We start from the raw sequence: 22734 nt of genomic DNA, 5'->3' as shown, positions 1-22734 counted from the left end.
GACGACTTCCGACCGATGCCCTCGTCCTGAGGTGCCGCGCAGCGGCCTCGAAGGAGGTTCCAGAGCCCGCAAAGGGCCATGGAGCCCTCCTTCGAGGCCTTCGTTTCACGAAGGCACCTCAGGATGAGGTGATGAGGTGGGACGCCCCGACCAGAGCCCGCCGCCGGAGCCGTACCATGTCCCAAGCCGAAGCCGATGCGGCCCTCCTCGAATCCGGCCGCCTGCTGTTCGCGGGCGTGGCCGACTTCCTGTCCTCCGCGCCCACCGTCGCCGCCCTGCCGCCGATGAAGGGCGTCGAGATCGCCTTCGCCGGCCGCTCGAACGTCGGCAAATCGAGCCTCGTCAACGCACTGACCGGCCGCAACACCCTGGCGCGGACGTCGCACACACCCGGGCGGACGCAGCAGCTCAACTTCTTCGATATCGGCGGGCGCCTGACCCTGGTGGACATGCCGGGCTATGGCTACGCCGCCGTGGAGAAGACCAAGGTCGAGGCCTGGACCGACTTGATCCACGATTACCTGAAGGGCCGCGCCAACCTCGCCCGCGTCTTCATGCTGATCGATTCCCGCCACGGGCTGAAGAGCATCGATACCGACGTGCTCGACGGGCTCGACAAGGCCGCCGTGAGCTACCAGATCGTCCTGACCAAGGGGGATGCCCTGAAGAAGGCCGAGATCGAGGCGCGCATCGCAGGCATCCGCTCGGCCATCGCCAAACGCCCGGCGGCCTACCCCGAAATCCTGCTCACATCGAGCCGCGACGATCGTGGCGTGCCGGAACTGCGCGCCAGCGTTGCCCGGCTCCTGTCCGAGCGCGGCGCATGACCGGCTTCGACCGCGCCCTTCTCGCACTCGGCGCTCTCGCCGGCCTGCTGGGCGTCGCCGCGAGCGCGGCGGCAGCCCATATTCCTGGCACCGACAGCCTGAAGACGGCGGCGCAATTCCTGCTGTTCCACGCGCCCGCCATCATCGTTCTGGTGGCCCTGACCGCAACCGGGATCACTCATCGCCTCACGACCCGAGTCGCCGCCGCCGCCCTGGTGATGGGGCTCGCTCTGTTCTCCGGCGATCTGTCCTTACGGGCGATGCACGGCATTCCGCTCTTTCCCATGGCCGCCCCGGCCGGCGGACTCTTGCTGATGGCCGGCTGGCTGCTGGCCGCACTCGCCGCCTTCGTTCCGACGGGAGCCCGACAGGCGGCACCCGGCCGGTAAGCTCCTGCCGCCCGGTCCCTGACGCGCACCAAAAAGCTCCTCCTCGTGCGAGGCCCTGGTTTCGAGCCCCATGACGCAAGGGAGCCGGTGGGGAGAGGCTCAGACGAACAGGAAGTCGGTCGCGTGCAGATCCGCGACCTGCAGGCCCGCAAGGCGGATGCTGCCCGCGTCGTAGTGGATGACGACCCCGGCGCTGGTGTCCTCGGCGTGAGAGACCAATGCGGCGAAGGAGCCCAGCACATCCTTCTCCAGGCGAATGACGTCGGGCGAGCCCGATCCGGGGCTGAAGTCGGTGATGACGTCCTTGCCCGTGAGGCGGTCGAAAACGAAAGTGTCGCGGCCCACGCCGCCGGTCAGTCTGTCGTTGCCGGCCCCGCCGACCAGCGTGTCATTGCCGTCATCGCCACGGAGCGAGTCGTTGCCGGCGTCGCCGAACAGCGTGTCGTCGCTGGTCCCGCCGTTCAGCACGTCCTTCCCCTCGCCACCGAACAGCTTGTCCGATGAGCCATCCCCCGAGAGGACATCGTCGCCGCTGGCGCCCACGACCCGGTCCACCCCGTCCCCTCCCTGAAGCGTGTCGTTGCCGGCACCGCCATTGAGCTGGTCGTCGCCGAGCTTGCCGATCAGGAGGTTGTCAGCGGCATCGCCCGCAATCTTGTCGTTCTGGTCGGTCCCGCTCACGTTCTCGACACCGGAGACGGTGTGCTTGCCTTCCTCACCGCCGACGATGAAATAAGACTTCTGGCTCAGATTGACGTTGGCGGCTCGATCGAAAGCGAAGAACGCGAGAGTATCGGTACCCGACTGGCCGTAAACGTCGTCGACGAACAAGTCGTAGCGCATGACGAACCGGTCATCGCCAGATCCGCCGTAGAGCGTATCGACACCATTGTCTCCAACCAGCAGATCGTTGCCACCGCCGCCATAGAGGGTGTCGCTGCCGATATAATTCGTCGTCGAATCGGAGTCGCCAAAAATGGTATCATCCCCGCCTCGACCGTAGATCACGTCGTCGCCACCGTAGCCGAGAATATAGTCGTCGCCGTCGGTCACACCCTTGCCGTAATCGATGACATCGGCCTGACCAGTACCCATTACATACGCCATGACGTTCCTTTCCGTCACACCCTCCAAAGAGGATAGGATTGCGGCGTTAGCCTAGCTTTGCGCCGGACACCAGGCAATATGAAATTTTTCACTTGAATTATATGACCATCTCTCAAGATAAACGCCAGTATCTGCGGCCTGCAGCGCCCGCATCGCCTTATCCATCAAGGTGTCCCCCCACGGCTCGAGGTGTTCGACCGATGCGGGAACGGCGCGGAATCACTCCTCGGGAGGGCCTGTTTGCCGCCAGTGGGACATGAAAACTCGGCGTGCCGGCGCGAGGATCTGTGATCGGTGATGGCTCGATGCCGACATTGTCGAGTGCTGCCCCCATCGACAGGGCATCCGGCCGGACCGGGACGGCCCTACGCCCATCGAGACGATGGTATACGCTTCGCCCGGCCACGCACCGAAGGGAGGATCGTTTGCGCAAACCCTGGATTCTGCTCGCCGCCTGCCTCGCGGCCTTGCCCGCCAGCGCCGCGCCGATCGAGGAGAACGAGCCGCTGGTGATGCGGATCATCTTCGAGGATTGCCTCGGCTACATCCGCCACGGCCGCACGCCGTTCCAGGGGCTCGCGACGCGGCCCGCCTCGCGGGAGGCGATCGACACCATCCCGCGCCGTGCGCCGGACCGGGAGAAGGCCGTGGAGCTTTTGTCGCCGCGCTACGTGGCATCCTGGGGCCAGGACGGGAACGGCCGGCATTGCCTCATCCGTACGATCTGGCAGGCCGAGCCTGACACCCGGCCGGTGCGCCTTGGCGTACCGAGCGATGGCTTCCTGCAACGCGTCGATGCACGCGCCCGCGCCGAGGGTCTGACGAGCAGCGGTATGGCAGATGCGTTCACGCCGATATCCGTCAGTTCCTGGTCCGAGGGCGAAACCGGCCACGACAGCGGTCCGCTGCGGCCCATCAGCTTCTCGCTCGTGGCCTCTGGCGCCGACGAGGCCCGGGGCCTCGCCGATGCCGGCGTGATCGCCATGGGCGGCCCACCGCAGGGACGCCCCTGAAACCCCGACCCTTGTCCCATGCGGCGGATCGGAATGTCTGATCAGAACGATCGGCGGGCTCGCGTCACGTAGTCGGGTCAGGCCCGGGAAACAGGCCGCCCCCTAAGGCATGACCGGTGGGTGGTAGGTCAGCGTGAAGGCCAGCGCCCAGAGCAGGAACAGCACCACCGGCAGGTGGATGATGAGCTGCAGGAAGCTGAACCCGACGATGTCGCGGGCCTTGAGGCCGAGGATGCCGAGAAGCGGCAGCATCCAGAACGGGTTGATCAGGTTCGGCAACGCCTCGGCGGCGTTGTAGATCATCACCGCCCAGCCGAGATGGACCTGTAGCTCGTTGGCCGCCTGCATGACGTAGGGCGCTTCCAGCAGCCACTTGCCGCCGCCGGACGGCACGAAGAAGCCGAGCACCGCCGAATAGACACCCATGGAGATCGGGAAGCTGCCCGTGGTGTTCAGGGCCACGAAGGCGTGGGTGATCACGTCCGAGACCGAGGTGCCGCCGGCATTCTTGGCGTTGGTCAGCATGGCGCTGATCGCCGCGTAGAGCGGGAACTGGATCAGCACGCCGGCGGTGGCCGGCACCGCCTTCGCCACGGAGGCGAGGAAGTTCCGCGGCCGCCAATGCAGCAGCAGGCCGAGGGTGAGGAAGAGCAGGTTGTAGGTGTTGAGGTTGGAGATCGCGGTGATCCAGGATTGGCGCGCGAATTCCTGGTAGAGCCAGCCGCCGGCGATGATGACGAGGAGCAGGGTCAGGATCGGCGAATGCTCCAGCCATTCCGAAGGCTGCTGCGGCCGGGACTCGTCCGGCTTGTCGCGCGAGACGTCGAGGCCGAGGTCGTCGGCCGTCACGGCGGTGGCGGGCTGGGGCGCCGACACGTAGGCGATGACGATCGAGATCACGAAGAGGATCAGGGCGATCAGCATCGACTGCCAGAGGAAGATCGTCTCGCTGAACGGAATCACGCCGGTGATCGGCAGGAGGCTCGGCGGCAGGCTTTTGGGATTGGCCTGCAACTGCGCGGCCGATGAGCTGAGGCCCATGGCCCAGGTGGCGCCGAGGCCGAGATAGGCGGCCGCCCCCGCGGCCCGGTAGTCCATGCGGAGTTCGGTGCGGCGGGCGAGCGCGCGGGCGAGAAGGCCGCCGAAGATCAGGCTGAGGCCCCAGCTCAGGAACGACGACAGCATCGTCGCCGCCGCCACGAAGCCGACCGCACCCCGGCCCGTCTTGGGCACGAGGGCGAGCCGGTCGATCAGCCGCTGAACCGGCGGCGCCGTCGCCACCACGTAGCCGCCGATGGTGACGAAGGCCATCTGCATGGTGAAGGGGATCAGGCTCCAGAATCCGTCGCCGAAGCTCTTGGCCACCGTCATCGCGGGAGCGCCATTGGCCAGCGCCCCGAGGGCCACGATGACCACCGCGATGGCCACGAAGATGAACGCGTCGGGAAACCAGCGCTCGGCCCAAACGGTGAAGCGGATGCCGAGGCGGGACAGGGCACCGTCGGTGGCGGCTTCGCCAGCGGGGCGGCCGGTTCCCGGTTTGGACGGAACAGGATTGCGGGTTTCTGGATTGCGTGCCGACATCTGAAATCCCGCCGTGATCCGGCCTGGTCCACCAAGCCGACGCCGTGCATGTTGCCCAAACATGGAGCAGGCTCAAGCCCGGCGTTTTGGCTTGTCACCAAGCAAAGGCGACAGGCACGCCTCCCCTTCAATCTTCCTTCAACACTGCACGCTTAGATCGCATCGGCAATTCTTGGGGAAGACGAGGCGTGACGAAGCCGGCGAGCCAATCCACCGTGGAGATCATCCGCGACCGCCGCCCCCGGGCGGATGCGATGTCCCGCGATTTGACCGACGGGACCGGGTCCGACCGTGATGACGGTGGGAGGAAAGCCTACGGCTCGCAATTGGCGTGGCTGTTCGGCATCCTGGCCAGCGTGGCGGCGATTGCCGGCGCCGTCCTCGTCGTCCTGGCTCTGCCGCCCGTGCTCGATTGCCGAAACCGGGCAGCGCAGGGCTTCTTCGTGGGCCAGACCTATGGGGGCTGCGTGGCGAGCGGGTTCTCAGCGCGGTGGAACCTGCTCGAACAGCGGGTGACAATGACGCTGCGCGGCTCGGGTCGCTGATCGACGCCTCGCTCCGCGCCCGGGATGCGCGCATTCCTTCGGGAGATGACACGGGAGATGGCGGCCATCGCCTGACCTGCCCCGGCGGAACGAGCCCGCCGGGGCCGTGAGACAGGCCGCGCCTCAGTTCAGCGTGACGCTCGCCGGGCGCCGCTCCGGCAGGGCCGGATCGTCGCCGATCATCAGGCCGGACGGGCCGAGCCGGACCGGCACCGCCTCGCCGTCATGGATACGGCCCGCGAGCAGCTGCTCGGCCAGCCGATCCTGCACCGCCTTCTGGATCACACGCTTGAGCGGACGCGCCCCGTAGGCCGGGTCGTAGCCCTTGTCGGCGAGCCAGTCGCGGGCATCGGGCTCCACGTCGAGGGCGATCTTGCGCTCGTCGAGGAGGGTCTGCAGCCGCTTGAGCTGGATATCGACGATCGCCCCCATCTCCGACCTTCGAAGACGGTGGAACAGGATGATCTCGTCGATCCGGTTGAGGAATTCCGGCCGGAAATGATGGCGGACCACGCCCATCACCTCCTCGCGGACCTCGTCCGTCTCCTGCCCCTCCATCTGCGCCACCAGATATTCGGAGCCGAGATTCGAGGTCATGATCAGGAGCGTATTGCGGAAATCCACCGTCCGCCCCTGCCCGTCCGTGAGTCGCCCGTCATCGAGAACCTGCAGCAGGACGTTGAACACGTCCGGATGCGCCTTCTCGATCTCGTCGAACAGCACGACCTGATAGGGCCGGCGCCGCACGGCTTCCGTGAGCGCTCCGCCCTCCTCGTAGCCGACATAGCCCGGAGGCGCGCCGATGAGCCGGGCCACGGAGTGCTTCTCCATGTATTCCGACATGTCGATCCGCACGAGGGCGGTGTCGTCGTCGAACAGGAACCCGGCCAGCGCCTTGGTCAGCTCGGTCTTGCCGACGCCCGTCGGCCCGAGGAACATGAACGAGCCGATCGGCCGGTTCGGGTCCTGCAGGCCGGCACGGGCACGCCGCACGGCGGTGGCCACGGCTTCCACGGCTTCGCGCTGGCCGACGACACGCTGCCCGAGCGCCGCTTCCATGGCGAGCAGCTTCTCGCGCTCGCCCTCCAGCATCTTGTCCACGGGCACGCCGGTCCAGCGCGAGACGACACCGGCGATATGGGCCGGCGTCACCGCCTCCTCGACCATACCGTCGCGGGCGACGGCGGTTTCGGCAGCGGCCTCGTTCTCGGCGAGCTCCCGCTCCAACCCAGGGATCACGCCGTAGGCGAGTTCGCCCGCGCGCTGATACTGGCCCTGGCGCTGGGCCGAGGCGAGTTCGTTGCGCGCCTCGTCGAGCTTCTTCTTGAGTTCGGCTGCGGCACCCAACTTGTCCTTCTCGGCCTTCCAGCGGGAGGTGATCGCGGCCGACTGCTCTTCGAGATCGGCCAGTTCCTTCTCCAGCCGCACCAGACGGTCGCGGGAGGCGGAATCGGTCTCCTTCTTCAGGGCCTCGCCCTCGATCTTGAGGCGCACCACCTCGCGGTCGATGTTGTCGAGCTCCTCCGGCTTAGAATCGACCTGCATGCGCAGGCGCGAGCCGGCCTCGTCCATCAGGTCGATGGCCTTGTCCGGCAGGAAGCGGTCGGTGATGTAGCGGTTCGACAGGGTCGCGGCCGCCACGAGGGCCGCGTCCTGAATACGGACGCCGTGGTGCTGCTCGTACTTCTCCTTGATGCCGCGCAGGATCGAGACCGTGTCCTCGACGGTGGGCTCGGACACGAAGACGGGCTGGAAGCGGCGGGCGAGGGCCGCGTCCTTCTCCACATGCTTGCGGTATTCGTCGAGGGTGGTCGCGCCGACGCAATGCAGCTCGCCGCGCGCCAGAGCTGGCTTGAGCAGGTTGGAGGCGTCCATCGCCCCGTCCGCCTTGCCGGCTCCCACCAGCGTGTGCATCTCGTCGATGAACAGGATGATGCCCCCGGCGGCCGAAGTGACTTCCGACAGCACGCCCTTCAGCCGCTCCTCGAACTCGCCGCGATACTTCGCGCCGGCGATCAGCGCGCCCATGTCGAGGGCCAGCAGACTCTTGTCCTTCAGGCTCTCCGGCACGTCGCCATCGACGATGCGCAGGGCCAGCCCCTCGACGATGGCAGTCTTGCCAACGCCGGGTTCGCCGATCAGCACCGGGTTGTTCTTGGTGCGCCGGGACAGGACCTGGATGGTGCGGCGGATCTCCTCGTCACGGCCGATCACCGGGTCGAGCTTGCCCTCCCGGGCGGCCTCGGTGAGGTCGCGGGCGTATTTCTTCAGGGCGTCGTAGGCGTTCTCGGCCGTGGCGTTGTCGGCCGTACGGCCCTTGCGGAGCGCGTTGATGGCGGCGTTCAGCGACGCGGCGGTGACGCCGGCGGCGGCGAGCGCACGGCCGGACTCGGTGTCCTTCTCCACGGCGAGGGCGAGCAGCAGGCGCTCCACGGTGACGTAGGAATCGCCCGCCTTCTGGGCGGCCTTCTCGGCGGTGTCGAACAGGCGCACGAGTTCGCGCGTCGCCTGGGGCTGCGCCGAGTTGCCGGAGACCTTGGGCTGCTTGGCCAGCCATTGCTCGACCTGGGCGAGGGCCACGCGGGACTGCCCGCCGGCGCGGTCGATCAGACCGGCGCAGAGCCCCTCTGGATCGTCCAGGAGCACCTTGAGCAGGTGGCCGGGCTGCAATTGCGGATGGCCTTCGCGAAGGGCCAGGGATTGCGCGGCCTGGACGAAGCCGCGGGCGCGTTCGGTATAGATCTCGAAATTCATGTCTGTCCTCTCCCCCGTGCCGACGATCCACCGCCCGCCAAGCGGCGCGGCCCCGTCGAGACGTCGCTTCCCGACCGGATGGTCCGGGAAGCCTCGGCGCCGCGAGGGCCGCCGATTGCTCACGATGTAGTGTTGCAAATGAGCACCACAAGACCCGATCACGGACTTGCGTGCGAGTATGGCTTCGGGCGAGGCTGACGGCATGACCGCGACGCCGACCAGCCTTCCCGAACTGTGCCTCGAAGCGCTCCACCGCTACCCCGTGAAGGGGCTCTCGCCCGAGGAGCTGGAGCAAGTGACGCTGGAAGCGGGACGCTATTTTCCGGGCGACCGGCTGTTCGCCATCGAGAACGGGCCGTCCGGCTTCGATCCGGCCGCGCCGAAGCATCAGCCCAAGATCAAGTTCCTGATGCTGATGCGCAACGAGGCCCTGGCCCGCCTCATCACGCGCTACGACGACGAAACGTCGGTGCTGACGATCCGCCAGGGCGACGGCCTCGTGGTCGAGGCCGACCTCTCGACGCCGGAAGGGCGCGAGGCGGTGGAAGCGTTCTTCCGTGCCGAATTCGCGGACTCCCTGCGCGGGCCGCCGAGGCTGCTCGCCGCACCGGACGGCTTCCGCTTCACCGATTCAGCACGCGGCTTCGTCTCGCTCCTCAACCTCGCCAGCGTCGCGGCGACGCAGGACATGGTGGGCGCGCCCGTCGATCCGTTGCGCTTCCGCGCGAACCTTCACCTCACCGGCCTTCCCCCCTTCGCCGAACTCGACCTCGTCGGGCGCATTCTCGCCACGGCGGGAGGCGTGCGCCTGCGGATCTCGAAGCGGACGGAGCGCTGTGCGGCGACGAATGTCGATCCGGCGACCGGCATCCGTGACCTCGCGATCCCCCGGACGCTCTCCACGCGTCTCGGCCATGCCGATTGCGGGGTCTACGCGGAGGTGCTCCATGGGGGCCGCCTCGAACGGGGCGAGACGCTCCGGATCGAGGCGTGAGGCGCTAAACAGGTTTGTATCGCAGAAGCGCGGCGGCCACGTCTGCGAAACCTGCCTCGGAGACTCGCGAGGCCTGCGGGTCCTGATCGTCCGTCGCGTTCCCCGATGCGGGATCGCTCAGATCGCGTGACGCGGGACGAGGACGATAGCTGCGGCGTAGCCCGCCCGGCGCAGGCCGCGAAGATCGGCATGGCGGCGCTCGCAGGTCACCCTCACGTAGCGCTTCTCACCATCATCGCTCCAAGTGGAAGCAGCCATGGTCTGGCCATGGATCATGCATTCCATCGGCGTGTGCGCGGGAGACACGATGACGTCGAGGGCGGTGGTGCGGGAGCAATCCTGCACCGCGATCATGCTGGAGCAAACGAGGGCGACGGCTAACAATTCGGACATGACGGACCCCTTTTTCGGTTCGGCGAATAAGGTCCGCGGTGTTGCTCAGGCGTCGAGCGGCCGCGTGATTGTTGCCTGAGCGTTCCTCGTCGTTTTTCATTGGACTTGGTCTAGCATGACAGATGCCAAACCTGTCGTAAGGTAGCCTCGATCCGGGCCGGACATGGCTCTCATGCGCGGCGCGAAGACTTCGGATTCACGCGCGAAGCGACACCTTGCCGGCCCGCGATCGGCCGGTGACGAGGCGATCCTCGTTACGGGGCACGAGCCAGGTCGGCTCGGGCTCGGCGCGGGGCAGGATGCTGGCGACGGCATCGAGATCGACGACGTAGCTGTCGGTCAGTCTGCGCCAGACTTCTGCGGGAGAGGCGGTGTCCTTCCCGATCTGGGCGAGGGCGGCAGTCAGATTCCGAAGGCCGGTGAGGGTCGGACGGGCGAGGGTGGGATCCGCGGCGAGCATCGGAGGAAGCGTCCTGTGCAATCGTCCAAAGGATCACAGGACATGGTTAACGCATGGTTATACCCTCCCCCTTGGTGCCGGCTGTTCTCACCACCGATCCGCCTTTCACAACGGGACCATTTTTCCGAGCTTTGGCGGCTATGGCGCTTCGCAGTGCGACATCGCTGCGCTAGAAGCGCGTCGTCGCGCATCCCGATCCGGCGCCGTAGCGAGGACAGTGCCTCACGATGAAAGAATCTCTGGCAAAAGACGCCCTCCCGAACGTGCATGTCCGCGCGGAAGTCCTGGTCCAGGCGCTCCCACACATGCAGCGCTACGACCAGGAAATCGTCGTCATCAAGTATGGCGGCCACGCCATGGGCGACCGCGCGGCGGCGGAGGATTTCGCCGAGGACATCGTCCTCCTCGAGCAATCCGGCCTGAAGCCCATCGTCGTCCATGGCGGCGGCCCGCAGATCGGACGGATGCTCGGCCGGCTCGGGATCGAATCCGAATTCCGGGGCGGCCTGCGCGTCACCGACGAGGCCACCGTAGAGGTGGTCGAGATGGTGCTCGCCGGCTCGATCAACAAACAGATCGTCGGCTGGATCTCGGCCGAGGGCGGCCGCGCCATCGGTCTCTGCGGCAAGGACGGCAACATGGTCCGCGCCCGCAAGGCGACGCGTACCGTCCTCGACCCGGAGAGCCAGACCGAGCAGGAGATCGATCTCGGCCTCGTGGGCGAGCCCGAGCACGTGGAACGCGGCGTCCTCGATGCGGTGCTGAAAGCCGAGTTGATTCCGGTCCTCGCCCCGGTCGCGTTCGGGGCGGACGGCCAGACCTACAACGTCAATGCCGATACGTTCGCCGGAGCGATCGCCGGGGCGCTGCGGGCCAAGCGCCTGTTGCTGCTCACCGACGTGCCGGGCGTACTCGACAAGGACAAGAAGCTGATCACCGACCTGACCCTCGAGGATTGCCGCCGCCTCATCGCCGACGGCACCATCACGGGCGGGATGATCCCGAAGATCGAGACCTGCATCTACGCGCTGGAACAGGGCGTCGAGGCCGTGGTCATCCTCGACGGCAAGGTCAGCCACGCGGTGTTGCTCGAGCTCTTCACCGACCACGGCGCGGGTACCCTGATCCGCCGTACGTAGCCACGAAGCCCCGGGACGTCTCGTCTGCGTCCCGGGGCACGGCACATTCGAAGCCGGCCGGGGCCGGAGACCGTCACGCGTCTTCGGCCTTGCCGGGCTCGGGCACACCGGCCTTGGCCCAGAACAACGCCGTCGCCTTGCGATAGGCTTTGAGCAGGGCGGGCCCTTCCGGGCCCGCGGGGCCGATCTCGTCCCATATCTGCTGACACAGGCCGGCCTGGACCGTGAAGCGGCCTGGATCCTCGGTCTTCGCGGCGGCCGTCAACGCACCCACGATCTTGCGCATGCGGTCGGCATTCTGCGCGAACACCTCCTCGCGCTCGGCCACGCGACGGCGGGCCGCCTCGACCTTCGCGGCGCGGCGCTCGTCGGCGGAGACCGCATCCTCGGTCACATCCGCCCCGTCGGGCCGGTACGCAGCCTCAACCTTCTTGAGGGCGGCGCGGCCGCGCAGGATCATCGGCCTGGCGTCGGGTCGCCCCCGACAGGCTACCCGCAGCTCGACGACGAGACGCTTGGCCATATCCACCATCTTGAGCGACGGTGGGGACTCGGAGGCTGAAACGGCCGCCTTCTCCAGGGCTGCGATGATGGACTCCGCGTCCGCCGAAGGTCGCTCGTCGGAAACGTCGGGGCCGGGAATCGCCAATGCCTTGTGGTCCGGCTCAAAGCTCACGATGAAACCCTCTCGATCGATCTGGGGCGCCGCGCCGCGGATCGCTTCCCCGACCGTTCGCGCTGCCGCTCCCATGTCGGAAGCCGCCATGCCGAGAAACCGGCGACACCGCCGCACACATGTGCCCCGCGCTCGAGCCTTGGTTTCGCAGGCCGGCTGCCGAGACGGGGCGTAGCCCTATCGCCTCGGCCGCGACAGCGTCAAGGCAATCGCCACCACATCCGCATCATGGCGATACGGGTGAATTAAAAATGGGAAGGAAAGGAAGGTGCCCAGCCATGTCTGAGCACTCGACCGACACGTCCCGTGACCATCGGGACACCATCAGATAAATCAATGATGTGATCAGAGAAAATGGTGCTGCTGGACAGGATTGAACTGTCGACCTCCTCATTACCAATGAGGTGCTCTACCACTGAGCTACAGCAGCCGATCGTCGCGACGTGTCGGGACGAGCGGGGAGTTAGCGGATCAAACGCGGCTTGGCAATCACTTCTCGCCACCTTTGAGCAATCCGTTTGAAACGAGCAGCCCGGTTTCCCTCTTGCAGGCGGCTCGTATGATGCCCGCCAAGCCGGATTCGGCCACGGCTTCCGCCGCGTCGGAGGGAGAGAACCAGCGGTCCTCGCGCTCGTTCCGCTCCGGCCAGTGCTTGAGCTGCTTGCGCACTTCCAGGGGGAACACCTTGACCTGGCAGAGGACGAAATCGCGGCTCTTCAGGCGTTTCTCGTAAAGATAGAAGCCGAGCGGCCTCTTGCCGATCTCGCCCAGGAGACCGGCCTCCTCATAGGCTTCCCGGGCGGCGGCCTCGAATGGCTTGCGGCCCTTCATCGGCCAGCCTTTCGGGATCACCCACCGGCGGCTCTCGCGCGAGGTGATGAGGAGGATCTTGAACCCGCCATCCGGAAGGCGCCGGAACGGCAAGGCACCGACTTGGCGTCGAGGCTCCGCCTCACTCTCCAATTGGATTGAACTCATGGCAGGTGAACGCCCAGTCGCCGTCCGGGTTCGACGGGCCGAGGCCGACAGCGAGGTTCGAGACGGGGCATTGTACGCATTCGCGACGAGACGGGCGTTTTCACAGCATGAGCGATCGGTACGAGGACCATCGAACTCCGGATCATCGGACGCCCCTTGTCTGTCACGCGAGGACGAGCCCGCAGGTATGGAACAGCCGAGGCTGGCTTGGATGTGTCGGACACGGGTTGGCTCTACCGGAAAAAGAAGATTGCCCTCAAGGCAAAATTTATCCGGCAAACTAAAACGGCTTCCCGTGCTTCCAGCGTAGAGAACCCGCGTTCCTACGACACGCGTGTGACACCGCGAACTCAGCCGGCACCGGCGGAATGACCCTCGGCACGGCGATGCAAGGCGGTGTTCAGCCGGCGGCGCTGAGGTTCTCGATCAGGGCATTGAGGTCGGCGCGCATGGCCTGGACCTCCGGCTCCGACATGTTGAGCTGGCACATCACGGATTCCCGCACGAGGCGGGCTTCGGCGCGAAGGTCACGGCCATGCTCGGTCAGTTGGATCTCGACCTCGCGCTCGTCACTCCGCCGTCGGTTGCGGATCAGGAAACCGGCCGTCTCGAGCCGTTTCAGAACCGGCGTCAGCGTGCCGGAATCGAGCCTCAGACGGCGACCGATATCCGACACCGTCACGCCATCGGTCTCCCACAGGACGAGGAGAACCAGATATTGCGGATAGGTCAGCCCCATCCGCTCCAGCATGGGCCGGTACGACCGGGTGATCCGATGCGCGGCGGCGTAGAGCGCGTAGCAGAGCTGATTGTCGAGGAGCAGCGGGTCCGTGGTGGAGCTCACCTGCTGCTCTGGAGCATCGACCATATACACCACGCGATCGATCCCCAGATCCAGACGAGACGACGCACGACCGGCGACCTCGGTTCCTCGCGTCCGGCTCCGTGCCCGGGGCATCGGACGCGGAGCCGGACGAGGGGCTGCCAACGTCCGAAAGTCTCGTCATTTCGTTCCGATTGCAAGCATTTACCGGACCACAGGCCGCATCCATACCCGATGGCGGCCATGGACGGGATGCCACGCGATCGCGCGAGCCGCGCGACGCAGACGGCCCAAGCGCACCCTCCCTGTTACGAACGGGGCGGATTGATGCACGAACAGCCTGTGACCGCCCCCTTTTTGGCCTGTGCCTCGGCGGAGGGAGCGGCCACAATGCGGGGATCAAGCCCGTGACAGGATACCACGATGCAGCTCGCCCCTTCAGCCTCCCGCTCCCGCGCTCTTCCGATGGCCATCGCCCTGGCCTTCGGCCTCGGCCTGCCCCTGGCACCGGTCTCGGGTTCGGCGCTCGAAGGGCCGGCTCCCGCCAAACCGGGTGAGGCCACGGCGCCGGCGGCGGCAGCCAAGCCCCGTGTCGTCATCGTGGCCACCGGCGGCACCATCGCCGGCGCCGGTGCGGATGCCGCCAACAGCGCCACCTACCAGGCGGCCAAGGTCCCGGTGGACAAGCTCATCGCCGCCGTGCCCGCCATCGCCCAGATCGCCGAGGTGCGCGGAGAGCAGGCCTTCCAGATCGCGTCGGAGAGCTTCACCAACGCCCAGTTGATCCAGCTCGCCAAGCAGGTCTCGGCCCTGGTCAAACGCGACGACGTCGATGGGGTGGTCATCACCCATGGCACCGACACCGTGGAGGAGACCGCCTATTTCCTCGACCTCGTCGTGAAGACCGACAAGCCCATCGTCATGGTCGCTTCCATGCGCCCCTCCACCGCGATCTCGGCGGACGGCGCCCTCAATCTCCTCGACGCCGTGGTGGTCGCCGGCGCGAAGGATTCCCGCGCCAAGGGCGTGCTCCTCACCATGAACGACGAGATCCAGGCCGGACGCGACAGCACCAAGCGCGTGAACATCAAGCCCTCCGCCTTTTTCAGCCAGTGGGGGCCGCTCGGCATGGTGGTGGAGGGCAAGACCTACTGGTTCCGCGCGCCGGTGAAGCGCCACGGCACGACCTCCGAGTTCGACATCGAGACGATCGACTCCCTGCCGGACGTCGCCATCGTCTACGGCTCGGGCAACATGCACCCGGAACCCTACACCTCGGCCGTGGCCGGCGGCGCGAAGGCCATCATCCATGCCGGCACCGGCAACGGCTCGGTGGCCGGCTATCTCGTCGACACCCTGAAGGACATCCGCTCCAAGGGGGTGCAGATCATCCGTTCGTCCCGCGTCGGCGACGGCTTCGTCCTGCGCAATGCCGAGCAGCCGGACGACAAGTACGATTGGGTCGTCGCCCACGACCTCAACCCGCAGAAGGCCAAGATCCTCGCTGCCGTCGCCCTGACGAAGACGCAGGACACCAAGGAGCTGCAGCGGATCTTCTGGGAATACTGAGCGGATCGCCCCGACCATCGCCTCAGCGCAGGAGGAAACCCTCCGGCGCGAGGGGCGGCGGCGCGGGCTCACCGAGGGCGTCGCGGACGATCCCCTCCACCACGCGGACGAGGGCATCGAGAGGCAAATCGTTGGGTTCGGTGCCGAAGGGATCCTCCAGCTCGTCCCCCAGGGCATCGAGGCCGAAGAAGGTATACGCGACGAGCGCCGTCACGAGCGGCGTCACCCAGCCCAGGGTGCCCGCGAGCCCGAAGGGCAGGAGCAGACAGTAGATCCAGGCCGTGCGGTACAGGAGCAGGGTGTAGGCGAAGGGGAGCGGTGTGCTCTGGATGCGCTCGCAGACGATCTGAACCTGGCCAAGGGCGGCGATCTTCTGCTCCACGAGGCCGAACAGGATGTCGGAGACGGCGCCCTCGCTCCGGGCCCGCCCGAGATCGGCCAATTGGTGGACGAGCACCGCCTCGGCCGGACTGGGCCGGGCGTGCAGATCCGCCGCCTCCGCCTCGGGGAGCCACGGGATGGCGGCCGCCGCCTCGTCGCCACGGCGCATTTGCGCGTGCAGGGCGAGGGCGAAGGCCATGACGCGCCTCAGCGTCCGCGCGCGGAGGGCGCGATGCTGCTCCTCGGGCAGGAGCGCGGCCAGGAGGCGGGCAAAGGAGCGCGCTTCGAGGATCAGCGTTCCCCAGGCTTTGCGCGCCTCCCACCAACGGTCGTAGCAGGCCCCGTTGCGGAAACTCAGGAAGATCGAGAGCGCCAACCCGACTAGGGTGAAGGGGCCGATGCCGGCACTCATCGGAAAGGGATGGGGCCATGCCCGCTCCACCGCGACGACTGCAATGGCAGCCGCGGTGATGAAGCTCACCTTCAGCGCCACCCTCGGCAGGATCGAGCCCTGAAGCGTGAACAGCACCGCCATCAGGTTTGGACGCGAACGGACGATCATGATGGGTTCGAGGTTCCGTTGATGGGACCGAGGGCCGCGCGAAAGGACAACCCGGACGAGCCCGCGTCACCGGTCGCTCCACGACACGCCAACCCGAGCAGGCTCGCACCGGCAAGCCGACGCGTCCCTCGCTCAGTCCTTTCGAGCGTCGCAGGTTCCAGGATGCAAGACCGATGGACGACTTTCACGAGGTCTGCCCGCCATGAACACCATCGATCCACGGCGCACCGCGCCCGATCTCGCCGCGTGGTCGGAACACCGGGAATGGAGATCGGCACAGGGCGCTCGGCAGCGATGGAACGCAGAATGTTGAATATTGTCGACGTTCCCGCACCGCAAAAGTCTTCGTGCCGCTCAACCAAGAGCGAACAATTGCGCAGAATCCTCGCGAACCGCCGGAAAGGCCGGATATCGGGGAGCGAGAACCAACCAATCCGCTGCAGTGCAACAAGACATTCGCACCGCTACTACCCCTAGACCGGCCCCTTGCGGAAACTGGACCGTATCTTTACGCTATGGGCGCCAAACAAGACTTCCGCACTCCCGACACTATGCAAGATATCACTTGTGTTAGGGACGGGACGGGGGAGGCGCTCCGAGGATAGACCGGTCGATGAAGAAAAATAAGGTGATCACGGCCGAGGAGGCGATCGCCCTCATCCGGCACGACGACGTCGTCACCACCACGGGGTTCGTCCAAAGCTGCATCCCGGAGGCGCTTCATGCCGCCCTGGAGAAGCGCTTCGTCGACACGGGCGCCCCGCGCGGCCTCACCCTGATCATGACCGCCGGCGCCGGCGACAGCAAAGGCCTCGGCACCGGCCGCCTCCACCATGAGGGCCTGCTGAAGCGCGTCATCGCCGCCAATTTCGGTCGCATGCCGAAGGTGGCCAAGGCCGCCCAGGACAACAAGATCGTCGGCTACAACCTGCCCCAGGGCGTGATCTCGCAGCTCTACCGCGCCTGCGCCGCCGGCCAGCCCGGCCTCTTTTCCAAAGTGGGCCTGCACACCTATGTCGATCCGCGCCATGGCGGCGCCCGCGTCAACCAGGTGACGACGGACGAGATCGTCAAGCTCGTGGAGGTCGATGGCGAGGAGTGGCTGTTCTACACCGCCACCAAGATCGACGTCGCCTTCATCCGCGGCACCTCGGCGGACCCGGCCGGCAACATCTCCTTCGAGAAGGAAGCGCTCACCCTCGACTGCCTGGCCCAGGCCATGGCGGCGCGCAACAATGGCGGCATCGTCATCGCGCAGGTGGAGCGCATCGTCGATGACGGCTTCCTGCTGCCCAAGGACGTGCGGGTGCCGGGCATCCTGGTGGATTGCGTGGTGCTGGCCGAGCCCGAGATGCACCGCATGAATTACGGCGTGCAGCACGATGCGGCGCTCGCCGGCCAGATCCGCGTGCCGGTGAGCGGCATGAAGAAGATGAAGCTCGACGCCCGCAAGATCATCGCCCGCCGCGCGGCCTTCGAATTGCCGCCGAACGGCGTGGTCAATCTCGGCGTCGGCGCACCCGAGGGCATTTCGGCGGTGGCCAACGAGGAGAAGGTGACGCCCTACATCACCCTCACCACGGAAGCCGGCGCCGTGGGCGGCGTGCTCGCGTCCGGGTCGAGCTTCGGCGCGGCGACGAATGCCGATTGCGTCATCGACCAGAACCAGATGTTCGATTTCTACGATGGCGGCGGCCTCGACATGACCTGCCTCGGCATGGCCGAGTGCGACCAGCACGGCAACGTCAACACCAGCGCGTTCGGCGGCAAGCTCAACGGTTGCGGCGGCTTCATCAACATCAGCCAGAACGCGCGGAGCGTTGTCTTCGCCGGCACCTTCACCGTGGGCGGCCTGGAGACCACGATCGAGGACGGCAAGCTCAAGATCGTCACCGAGGGGCGCTCGCAGAAGTTCCTGCCGCAGGTGGAGCAGATCACCTTCAGCGGCCCCTACGCACAGAAGCGCTCGCAGCCGGTGATCTACGTCACCGAGCGTTGCGTCTTCCAGCTCACCGACGAAGGGCTCGAACTCATCGAGGTGGCGCCCGGCATCGATATCGAGCGCGATATCCTGCCCCATATGGGCTTTACGCCGATCATCAAGCACCCGGCGCAGATGGATGCCCGACTGTTCCGGGACGAGCCGATGGAGCTCCTCTCGGATCTCCTCAACCTCAACCTGCCGGAACGGGTCAGCTACGACGCCGAGCGCAACATCCTCTTCCTCAACCTCGAAGGCTGGCACGCCCGCATCAAGAGCGACATCGACGACCTGCGCAAGGTTCTGGTCGATGCCTGCAAGAAGGCCGGCCGGCGGGTCAACTCGGTGGTCAACCATGACGGGTTCCGCATCAACGAGAACCTGTACGACGATTACGCCAGCATGATCCAATACCTGTCGGCGAACTATTACCTCACGACCACGCGCTACGCGACGAGCGCCTTCCTGCGTCTCAAGATGGAAGAAGCGCTCAACAAGCGCGGCCTCGCCCCGCATGTCTTCGAGCGCAAGGAAGACGCCCACGCCTTCCTCGACGGCATGGACCGCAAGGTGCGCCGGGCCTCCACCGCCATCGACGCGGCGGCGTGAGATCACGGCGGGATGGAGATCGGGTTCGACGGCCGGTCTCCATCCCTCGTGCTGCCAGCATGCACGAGGATGCGGCCGGTCGCATGACGCTTGATCAGGCAGTGCGCTCCGACACCGTGAGATCGGTAGCCAGGAAATCGACGAAGGCGCGAACCTTCGGGCTCACCTGACGGCTCGAGGGCCAGACGATTCTGAGCTTGCCGGTGCTCTTAATGTAGGGTGTCAGAACCGGCAGAAGCAGACTGGCTTCGATCTGCGGCCGGATGGTGAAGAGAGGGACGCAGGTGACGCCCTGTCCCCGCTCCGCCAGATAGATCAGCGGCTCGAGCGTGCTCGCCGTCAACGCGACCGGCACATCGCCTCCGACGAAGATATCGCCCCGGTAGAGAGGCCATCGCTCCAGCTTGCCGTTCGAGGGATAACGGTGCTGCAGGCAGGCATGCCCGGCGAGATCCTCCGGTATGTTCGGGTATCCCATCCTATCGAAGTATTCCGGCGCCCCCACGACCCTGTGCTCGAATTGCCCGAGCATGCGCGTCATCAGCCGGGAATCGGAGACCTCGCCAGTCCGCACGACCGCGTCGAACCCCTCCTCCACTACATCGACGACGCGATCGGTGAAATCGAGGTCGAGCTCGACATCCGGATATGCGCGCATGAAGGCGGACAGGGACGGCATCAACAGCATCCCCACCAGCGGAAGGCTGATCCGCAGCCGTCCCCGCGGCCTCTCCTGTGACAAGGACATCTCGCGGGTCGCGGCATCGACCTCGGCAAAGATGCGGCGGCTGCGCTCCAAGAGCAGGCTGCCTTCCGCCGTCAGGGCGATGCTGCGGGTGCTGCGGTGAAACAGACGGGTGCCCAACCGCAGCTCCAGCCGCGCGATGGCCTTGCCCACCGCCGAGGGAGAAACTCCGAGCCGCCGGGCGGCCTCGACGAAGCTTCCAGCCTCAGCGGCTTGTAGGAAAACGTTGAGGGCGGACAGAGTGTCCACGGTATCGTCCCACGATTGCGGACACCAACGTCCGGATAAACCGGAACGATAGAGTATTTTTCGCGCCATTGCAGAGGGGTATCGCCGATGACGCGGTCGCTCGGACCGCCTATCGACGGACCGATCCAATGGCTGAAACGATCACCCCGCCCGTTGCGCCGGGCGCAACCCGCTTGCCGGTCGTCGGCCTTTCGGCCCTGGCGATGGCGGGCTTCCTCACCATCCTGACCGAAGCCCTGCCCGCCGGACTGCTCCCGCTCATGAGCGCGGATCTCGGCGTGTCCGAGGCCATGGTCGGACAACTCGTCACCGCCTACGCGATCGGCTCTCTCGTCGCGGCCATTCCGCTCACGGCGGCAACCCGGACATGGCGACGGCGACCGCTCCTCATGCTGGCCATGGGCGGCTTCCTCGTGGTCAATGCCGTGACGGCGTCGTCGACCGATTACAGGCTGATGCTGGCCGCCCGCTTCATCGCCGGGCTCTTCGCGGGGCTCGTCTGGTCCCTGCTCGCCGGCTATGCCGGCCGCATGGCCCCTGAACATCTGAGGGGCCGCGCCATCTCCATCGCCATGGTCGGCGCGCCCTTGGCCCTGTCGATCGGCATTCCGGCCGGGACATTGCTCGGTGGTCTCGTCGGATGGCGCCCGGTCTTCATGATCCTGAGCGGTCTCAGCGTCGTGCTGGTCGGCTGGATCGCCTGGAAGGTCCCTGACTTCGAGGGCGAAGCCCATGACCGCAGACTCCCCCTCGCCGAGGTCATCGCCCTGCCGGGCCTGAAGACGGTGCTGGCGGTGACGCTGGGCTTCGTGCTGGCTCACAACATCCTCTACACCTATGTCGCGCCCTTCCTCGCCCGCTCCGGCCTGGCCTCCCGCACCGATGCCGTGCTGCTCCTGTTCGGCCTCGCGGCGATGGTGGGAATCTGGATCGTCGGATCCCGGATCGACCAGAGCCTGCGGGCGCTCACACAGATCAGCATCGCCGCTTTCTGCGGCGCGGGACTGGTTCTCGCCATCCTCGGTGACACCCGATGGGCCGTGCTGGTGGCCGTATCGGTATGGGGTGTCGCCTTCGGCGGTGCGGCGTCCCTTTTCCAGACGGCCTCGGCACGGATTTCGGGAAAGACCGCCGACGTGGCCCAATCGATGGTCGTCACCGCCTGGAACCTCGCGATCGCCGGCGGCGGCGTGCTCGGAGGCCTCTTGCTTCAATCCGGCGGTGCCGCCGCCCTGCCCTGGAGCCTCGTGGGGCTGCTGGCCTTCGTCGGTCTCTTGGTCCTGGCAGACCGCAAAACCGGGTTCGCTTGAGAACCCTCCTTCGACGAGATCGATATCGGCTCATTGAACGAGCGCGGGTCGGAAACGAGGCCTCGGGACGCGAAAAGGCGTCCTCTCCCCTTAGCTCACGCCTCCGGCGTCGGAACGCCGATGCCGACATAGTGGAAGCCGTGGCGAGCCACGTCCTCGCCCCGGTAGACGTTGCGCAGGTCCACCACTACCCGGGCGGCCATGCTCTCGGCGAGCAACGCCCAGTCGAGGGCGCGGAAGGCGTTCCACTCGGTGACGATGACGAGGGCGTCCGCCCCTTCGGCGCAGGAATAGGGGTCGTCGGCATAGGCGATGTCCGGCATCAGGTGCTTCGCGCCCTCCATCCCCTCCGGATCATGGGCGCGGATGCGCGCGCCGGCATCCTGCAGGCCGGCGACGATGGAGAGGGACGGCGCATCGCGCATGTCGTCGGTGTTCGGCTTGAAGGTGAGGCCCAGCAGCGCGATGGTCTTGCCGCGCACCGAGCCGCCGCAGGCGGTGACGATCTTGCGGGCCATGGCCCGCTTGCGCTGGTCGTTGACGGCGACCACCGCCTCCACCAGCCGGATCGGCGTGCCGCAATCCTGCGCGGTCTTCACCAGGGCGAGCGTGTCCTTGGGAAAGCAGGAGCCGCCATAGCCCGGCCCGGCATGCAGGAATTTCGAGCCGATGCGGTTGTCGAGGCCGATGCCACGGGCGACCTCCTGCACATTGGCGCCGACCTGCTCGCAGAGATCGGCGATCTCGTTGATGAAGGTGATCTTGGTGGCGAGGAACGCGTTGGCGGCGTATTTCGTCAGTTCGGCCGTGCGCCGGCCGGTGACGAGGATCGGCGCCTGGTTGAGGTAGAGCGGGCGGTAGACCTCGTTCATCACGTTGGCAGCGCGGGCATCATCGGCCCCGATGACGATGCGGTCGGGCCGCTTGAAATCGCCGATCGCCGCGCCTTCGCGCAGGAATTCGGGATTCGACACCACGGCGAAATCCGCATCGGGCCGCGCCTCGCGGATGATGCGCTCGACCTCGTCGCCGGTGCCGACGGGAACCGTGGATTTGGTTACCACCACCGTATAGCCGGTGAGCGCGGCGGCGATGTCGCGCGCCGCCGCATAGACGTAGGAGAGATCGGCAAAGCCGTCGCCCCGCCGGGACGGCGTGCCCACCGCGATGAACACCGTGTCGGCGGCGGCCACCGCGCTCGTCAGGTCGGTGGTGAAGGTCAGGCGGTTCTGGCGGACATTGTCGGCCACCAGCGTGTTGAGGCCCGGCTCGAAGATCGGGATGCGCCCCTGCTCGAGCGCTTCGATCTTTGCCGGATCGTTGTCGACGCAACAGACCGTGTGGCCGAAATCGGCGAAGCACGCACCGGAGACCAGGCCGACATACCCCGCGCCGATCATCGCGATCTTCATCAGGCTCTCTCCTCGGCCGCCTCGATCAGGCGTCTCGACCAACCGTCTCTCGCCGCCGGCGGTGACAGATCCATGACGGACCGGGAGGATGGCCGACTATCACGTCGGCAGGTCCCGAAGCCTCCACCTCCGCCTGGCGGATCGGTAGGCCGGGGCTGTATAGCAGCCCCCTGCGGATGACAAACGAGAGGGTACGGCGGCCTCGGTTCCGGGCGCGTGCGTCACGGAGCGCCG

General features: G+C 66.7%; 20 protein-coding genes and 1 tRNA gene. 9 read left to right on the top strand and 12 right to left on the bottom strand.

Annotated features, from left to right (window positions below; genetic code table 11):
- Positions 1 to 176: 176 nt before the first annotated feature.
- A complete protein-coding gene (gene yihA / locus ASF08_RS00630) occupies positions 177 to 827 on the top strand; it encodes a ribosome biogenesis GTP-binding protein YihA/YsxC (protein WP_018045314.1) in 651 nt (216 codons plus the stop codon).
- Positions 824 to 1216, top strand: a complete 393-nt coding sequence (locus ASF08_RS00625; protein ID WP_056139997.1) for a DUF423 domain-containing protein — start codon at positions 824 to 826, stop codon at positions 1214 to 1216. Before yihA ends, ASF08_RS00625 begins: the two co-directional genes overlap by 4 nt.
- Before the next feature lie 99 nt (positions 1217 to 1315).
- Here ASF08_RS00625 and ASF08_RS00620 read toward each other — a convergent pair whose 3' ends face one another.
- Entirely contained in the window at positions 1316 to 2323 is a 1008-nt protein-coding gene (locus ASF08_RS00620; protein WP_082472994.1) for a calcium-binding protein, read from the bottom strand.
- A 425-nt stretch (positions 2324 to 2748) separates the two neighbouring features.
- On the opposite strand from ASF08_RS00620, the gene ASF08_RS00615 reads away from it, so the two are divergent.
- Entirely contained in the window at positions 2749 to 3336 is a 588-nt protein-coding gene (locus ASF08_RS00615; protein WP_056139991.1) for a hypothetical protein, read from the top strand.
- A gap of 102 nt (positions 3337 to 3438) precedes the next feature.
- On the opposite strand, the gene ASF08_RS00610 is transcribed toward ASF08_RS00615, so the two are convergent.
- Positions 3439 to 4920: a short-chain fatty acid transporter gene (locus tag ASF08_RS00610; RefSeq protein WP_056139988.1), complete on the bottom strand. Its 1482-nt coding sequence runs from the start codon at positions 4918 to 4920 to the stop codon at positions 3439 to 3441.
- 188 nt (positions 4921 to 5108) lie between these two features.
- Here ASF08_RS00610 and ASF08_RS00605 point away from each other — a divergent pair, with 188 nt between their 5' ends.
- Complete coding sequence (locus tag ASF08_RS00605) at positions 5109 to 5465, top strand: hypothetical protein (protein ID WP_056139985.1); 357 nt, start codon at positions 5109 to 5111, stop codon at positions 5463 to 5465.
- 123 nt (positions 5466 to 5588) lie between these two features.
- On the opposite strand, the gene clpB is transcribed toward ASF08_RS00605, so the two are convergent.
- On the bottom strand, positions 5589 to 8219 hold the full coding sequence (gene clpB, locus ASF08_RS00600; RefSeq protein ID WP_056139982.1) for an ATP-dependent chaperone ClpB: 2631 nt from the start codon (positions 8217 to 8219) through the stop codon (positions 5589 to 5591).
- Between the two features lie 202 nt (positions 8220 to 8421).
- On the opposite strand from clpB, the gene ASF08_RS00595 reads away from it, so the two are divergent.
- The gene (locus ASF08_RS00595; protein ID WP_056140759.1) at positions 8422 to 9213 is read left to right on the top strand and encodes an MOSC domain-containing protein; all 792 of its coding nucleotides are present in this window, start codon (positions 8422 to 8424) and stop codon (positions 9211 to 9213) included.
- Between the two features lie 117 nt (positions 9214 to 9330).
- On the opposite strand, the gene ASF08_RS00590 is transcribed toward ASF08_RS00595, so the two are convergent.
- Together ASF08_RS00590 and ASF08_RS00585 are read right to left on the bottom strand one after the other, a co-directional pair.
- Complete coding sequence (locus ASF08_RS00590; protein ID WP_018045321.1) at positions 9331 to 9606, bottom strand: hypothetical protein; 276 nt, start codon at positions 9604 to 9606, stop codon at positions 9331 to 9333.
- 196 nt (positions 9607 to 9802) lie between these two features.
- Positions 9803 to 10066 (bottom strand): hypothetical protein, encoded by a 264-nt coding sequence (locus tag ASF08_RS00585; RefSeq protein ID WP_018045322.1) that lies wholly within the window; start codon positions 10064 to 10066, stop codon positions 9803 to 9805.
- A 227-nt stretch (positions 10067 to 10293) separates the two neighbouring features.
- On the opposite strand from ASF08_RS00585, the gene argB reads away from it, so the two are divergent.
- Positions 10294 to 11205 carry an acetylglutamate kinase gene (argB, locus tag ASF08_RS00580; RefSeq protein ID WP_018045323.1) on the top strand — a complete coding sequence of 304 codons (912 nt, stop codon included), beginning with the start codon at positions 10294 to 10296 and terminating at the stop codon, positions 11203 to 11205.
- 73 nt (positions 11206 to 11278) lie between these two features.
- On the opposite strand, the gene ASF08_RS00575 is transcribed toward argB, so the two are convergent.
- From ASF08_RS00575 to ASF08_RS00560, 4 genes are all read right to left on the bottom strand, one after another.
- Positions 11279 to 11881, bottom strand: coding sequence for a hypothetical protein (locus ASF08_RS00575; RefSeq protein ID WP_244474410.1), 603 nt, complete (start codon positions 11879 to 11881; stop codon positions 11279 to 11281).
- 355 nt (positions 11882 to 12236) lie between these two features.
- Positions 12237 to 12311, bottom strand: a tRNA-Thr gene (locus ASF08_RS00570).
- Between the two features lie 59 nt (positions 12312 to 12370).
- Positions 12371 to 12859 (bottom strand): NUDIX hydrolase, encoded by a 489-nt coding sequence (locus ASF08_RS00565; protein WP_043764370.1) that lies wholly within the window; start codon positions 12857 to 12859, stop codon positions 12371 to 12373.
- 400 nt (positions 12860 to 13259) lie between these two features.
- Positions 13260 to 13727: a MarR family winged helix-turn-helix transcriptional regulator gene (locus ASF08_RS00560; protein ID WP_018045326.1), complete on the bottom strand. Its 468-nt coding sequence runs from the start codon at positions 13725 to 13727 to the stop codon at positions 13260 to 13262.
- Positions 13728 to 14105: 378 nt separating this feature from the next.
- Between ASF08_RS00560 and ASF08_RS00555 the strand changes: the two genes are divergently transcribed.
- Positions 14106 to 15251 carry a type II asparaginase gene (locus ASF08_RS00555; RefSeq protein ID WP_147831858.1) on the top strand — a complete coding sequence of 382 codons (1146 nt, stop codon included), beginning with the start codon at positions 14106 to 14108 and terminating at the stop codon, positions 15249 to 15251.
- A gap of 22 nt (positions 15252 to 15273) precedes the next feature.
- Here ASF08_RS00555 and ASF08_RS00550 read toward each other — a convergent pair whose 3' ends face one another.
- Complete coding sequence (locus ASF08_RS00550; RefSeq protein ID WP_056139976.1) at positions 15274 to 16194, bottom strand: bestrophin family protein; 921 nt, start codon at positions 16192 to 16194, stop codon at positions 15274 to 15276.
- Between the two features lie 613 nt (positions 16195 to 16807).
- Here ASF08_RS00550 and ASF08_RS00545 point away from each other — a divergent pair.
- Entirely contained in the window at positions 16808 to 18784 is a 1977-nt protein-coding gene (locus tag ASF08_RS00545) for an acyl CoA:acetate/3-ketoacid CoA transferase (RefSeq protein ID WP_056139973.1), read from the top strand.
- A gap of 94 nt (positions 18785 to 18878) precedes the next feature.
- Here ASF08_RS00545 and ASF08_RS00540 read toward each other — a convergent pair whose 3' ends face one another.
- Positions 18879 to 19778, bottom strand: a complete 900-nt coding sequence (locus ASF08_RS00540; protein WP_056139970.1) for a LysR family transcriptional regulator — start codon at positions 19776 to 19778, stop codon at positions 18879 to 18881.
- Positions 19779 to 19906: 128 nt separating this feature from the next.
- Between ASF08_RS00540 and ASF08_RS00535 the strand changes: the two genes are divergently transcribed.
- Positions 19907 to 21088, top strand: coding sequence for an MFS transporter (locus tag ASF08_RS00535; protein ID WP_056139967.1), 1182 nt, complete (start codon positions 19907 to 19909; stop codon positions 21086 to 21088).
- A gap of 95 nt (positions 21089 to 21183) precedes the next feature.
- Here ASF08_RS00535 and ASF08_RS00530 read toward each other — a convergent pair whose 3' ends face one another.
- Positions 21184 to 22500 carry a UDP-glucose dehydrogenase family protein gene (locus tag ASF08_RS00530; RefSeq protein ID WP_056139964.1) on the bottom strand — a complete coding sequence of 439 codons (1317 nt, stop codon included), beginning with the start codon at positions 22498 to 22500 and terminating at the stop codon, positions 21184 to 21186.
- Between the last annotated feature and the right edge of the window lie 234 nt (positions 22501 to 22734).

It is taken from the genome of Methylobacterium sp. Leaf85 (assembly GCF_001422125.1).
In the GTDB taxonomy this organism is placed as follows: Bacteria; Pseudomonadota; Alphaproteobacteria; order Rhizobiales; family Beijerinckiaceae; genus Methylobacterium; species Methylobacterium bullatum.
This window is presented reverse-complemented; position numbering and strand designations above follow the sequence as displayed.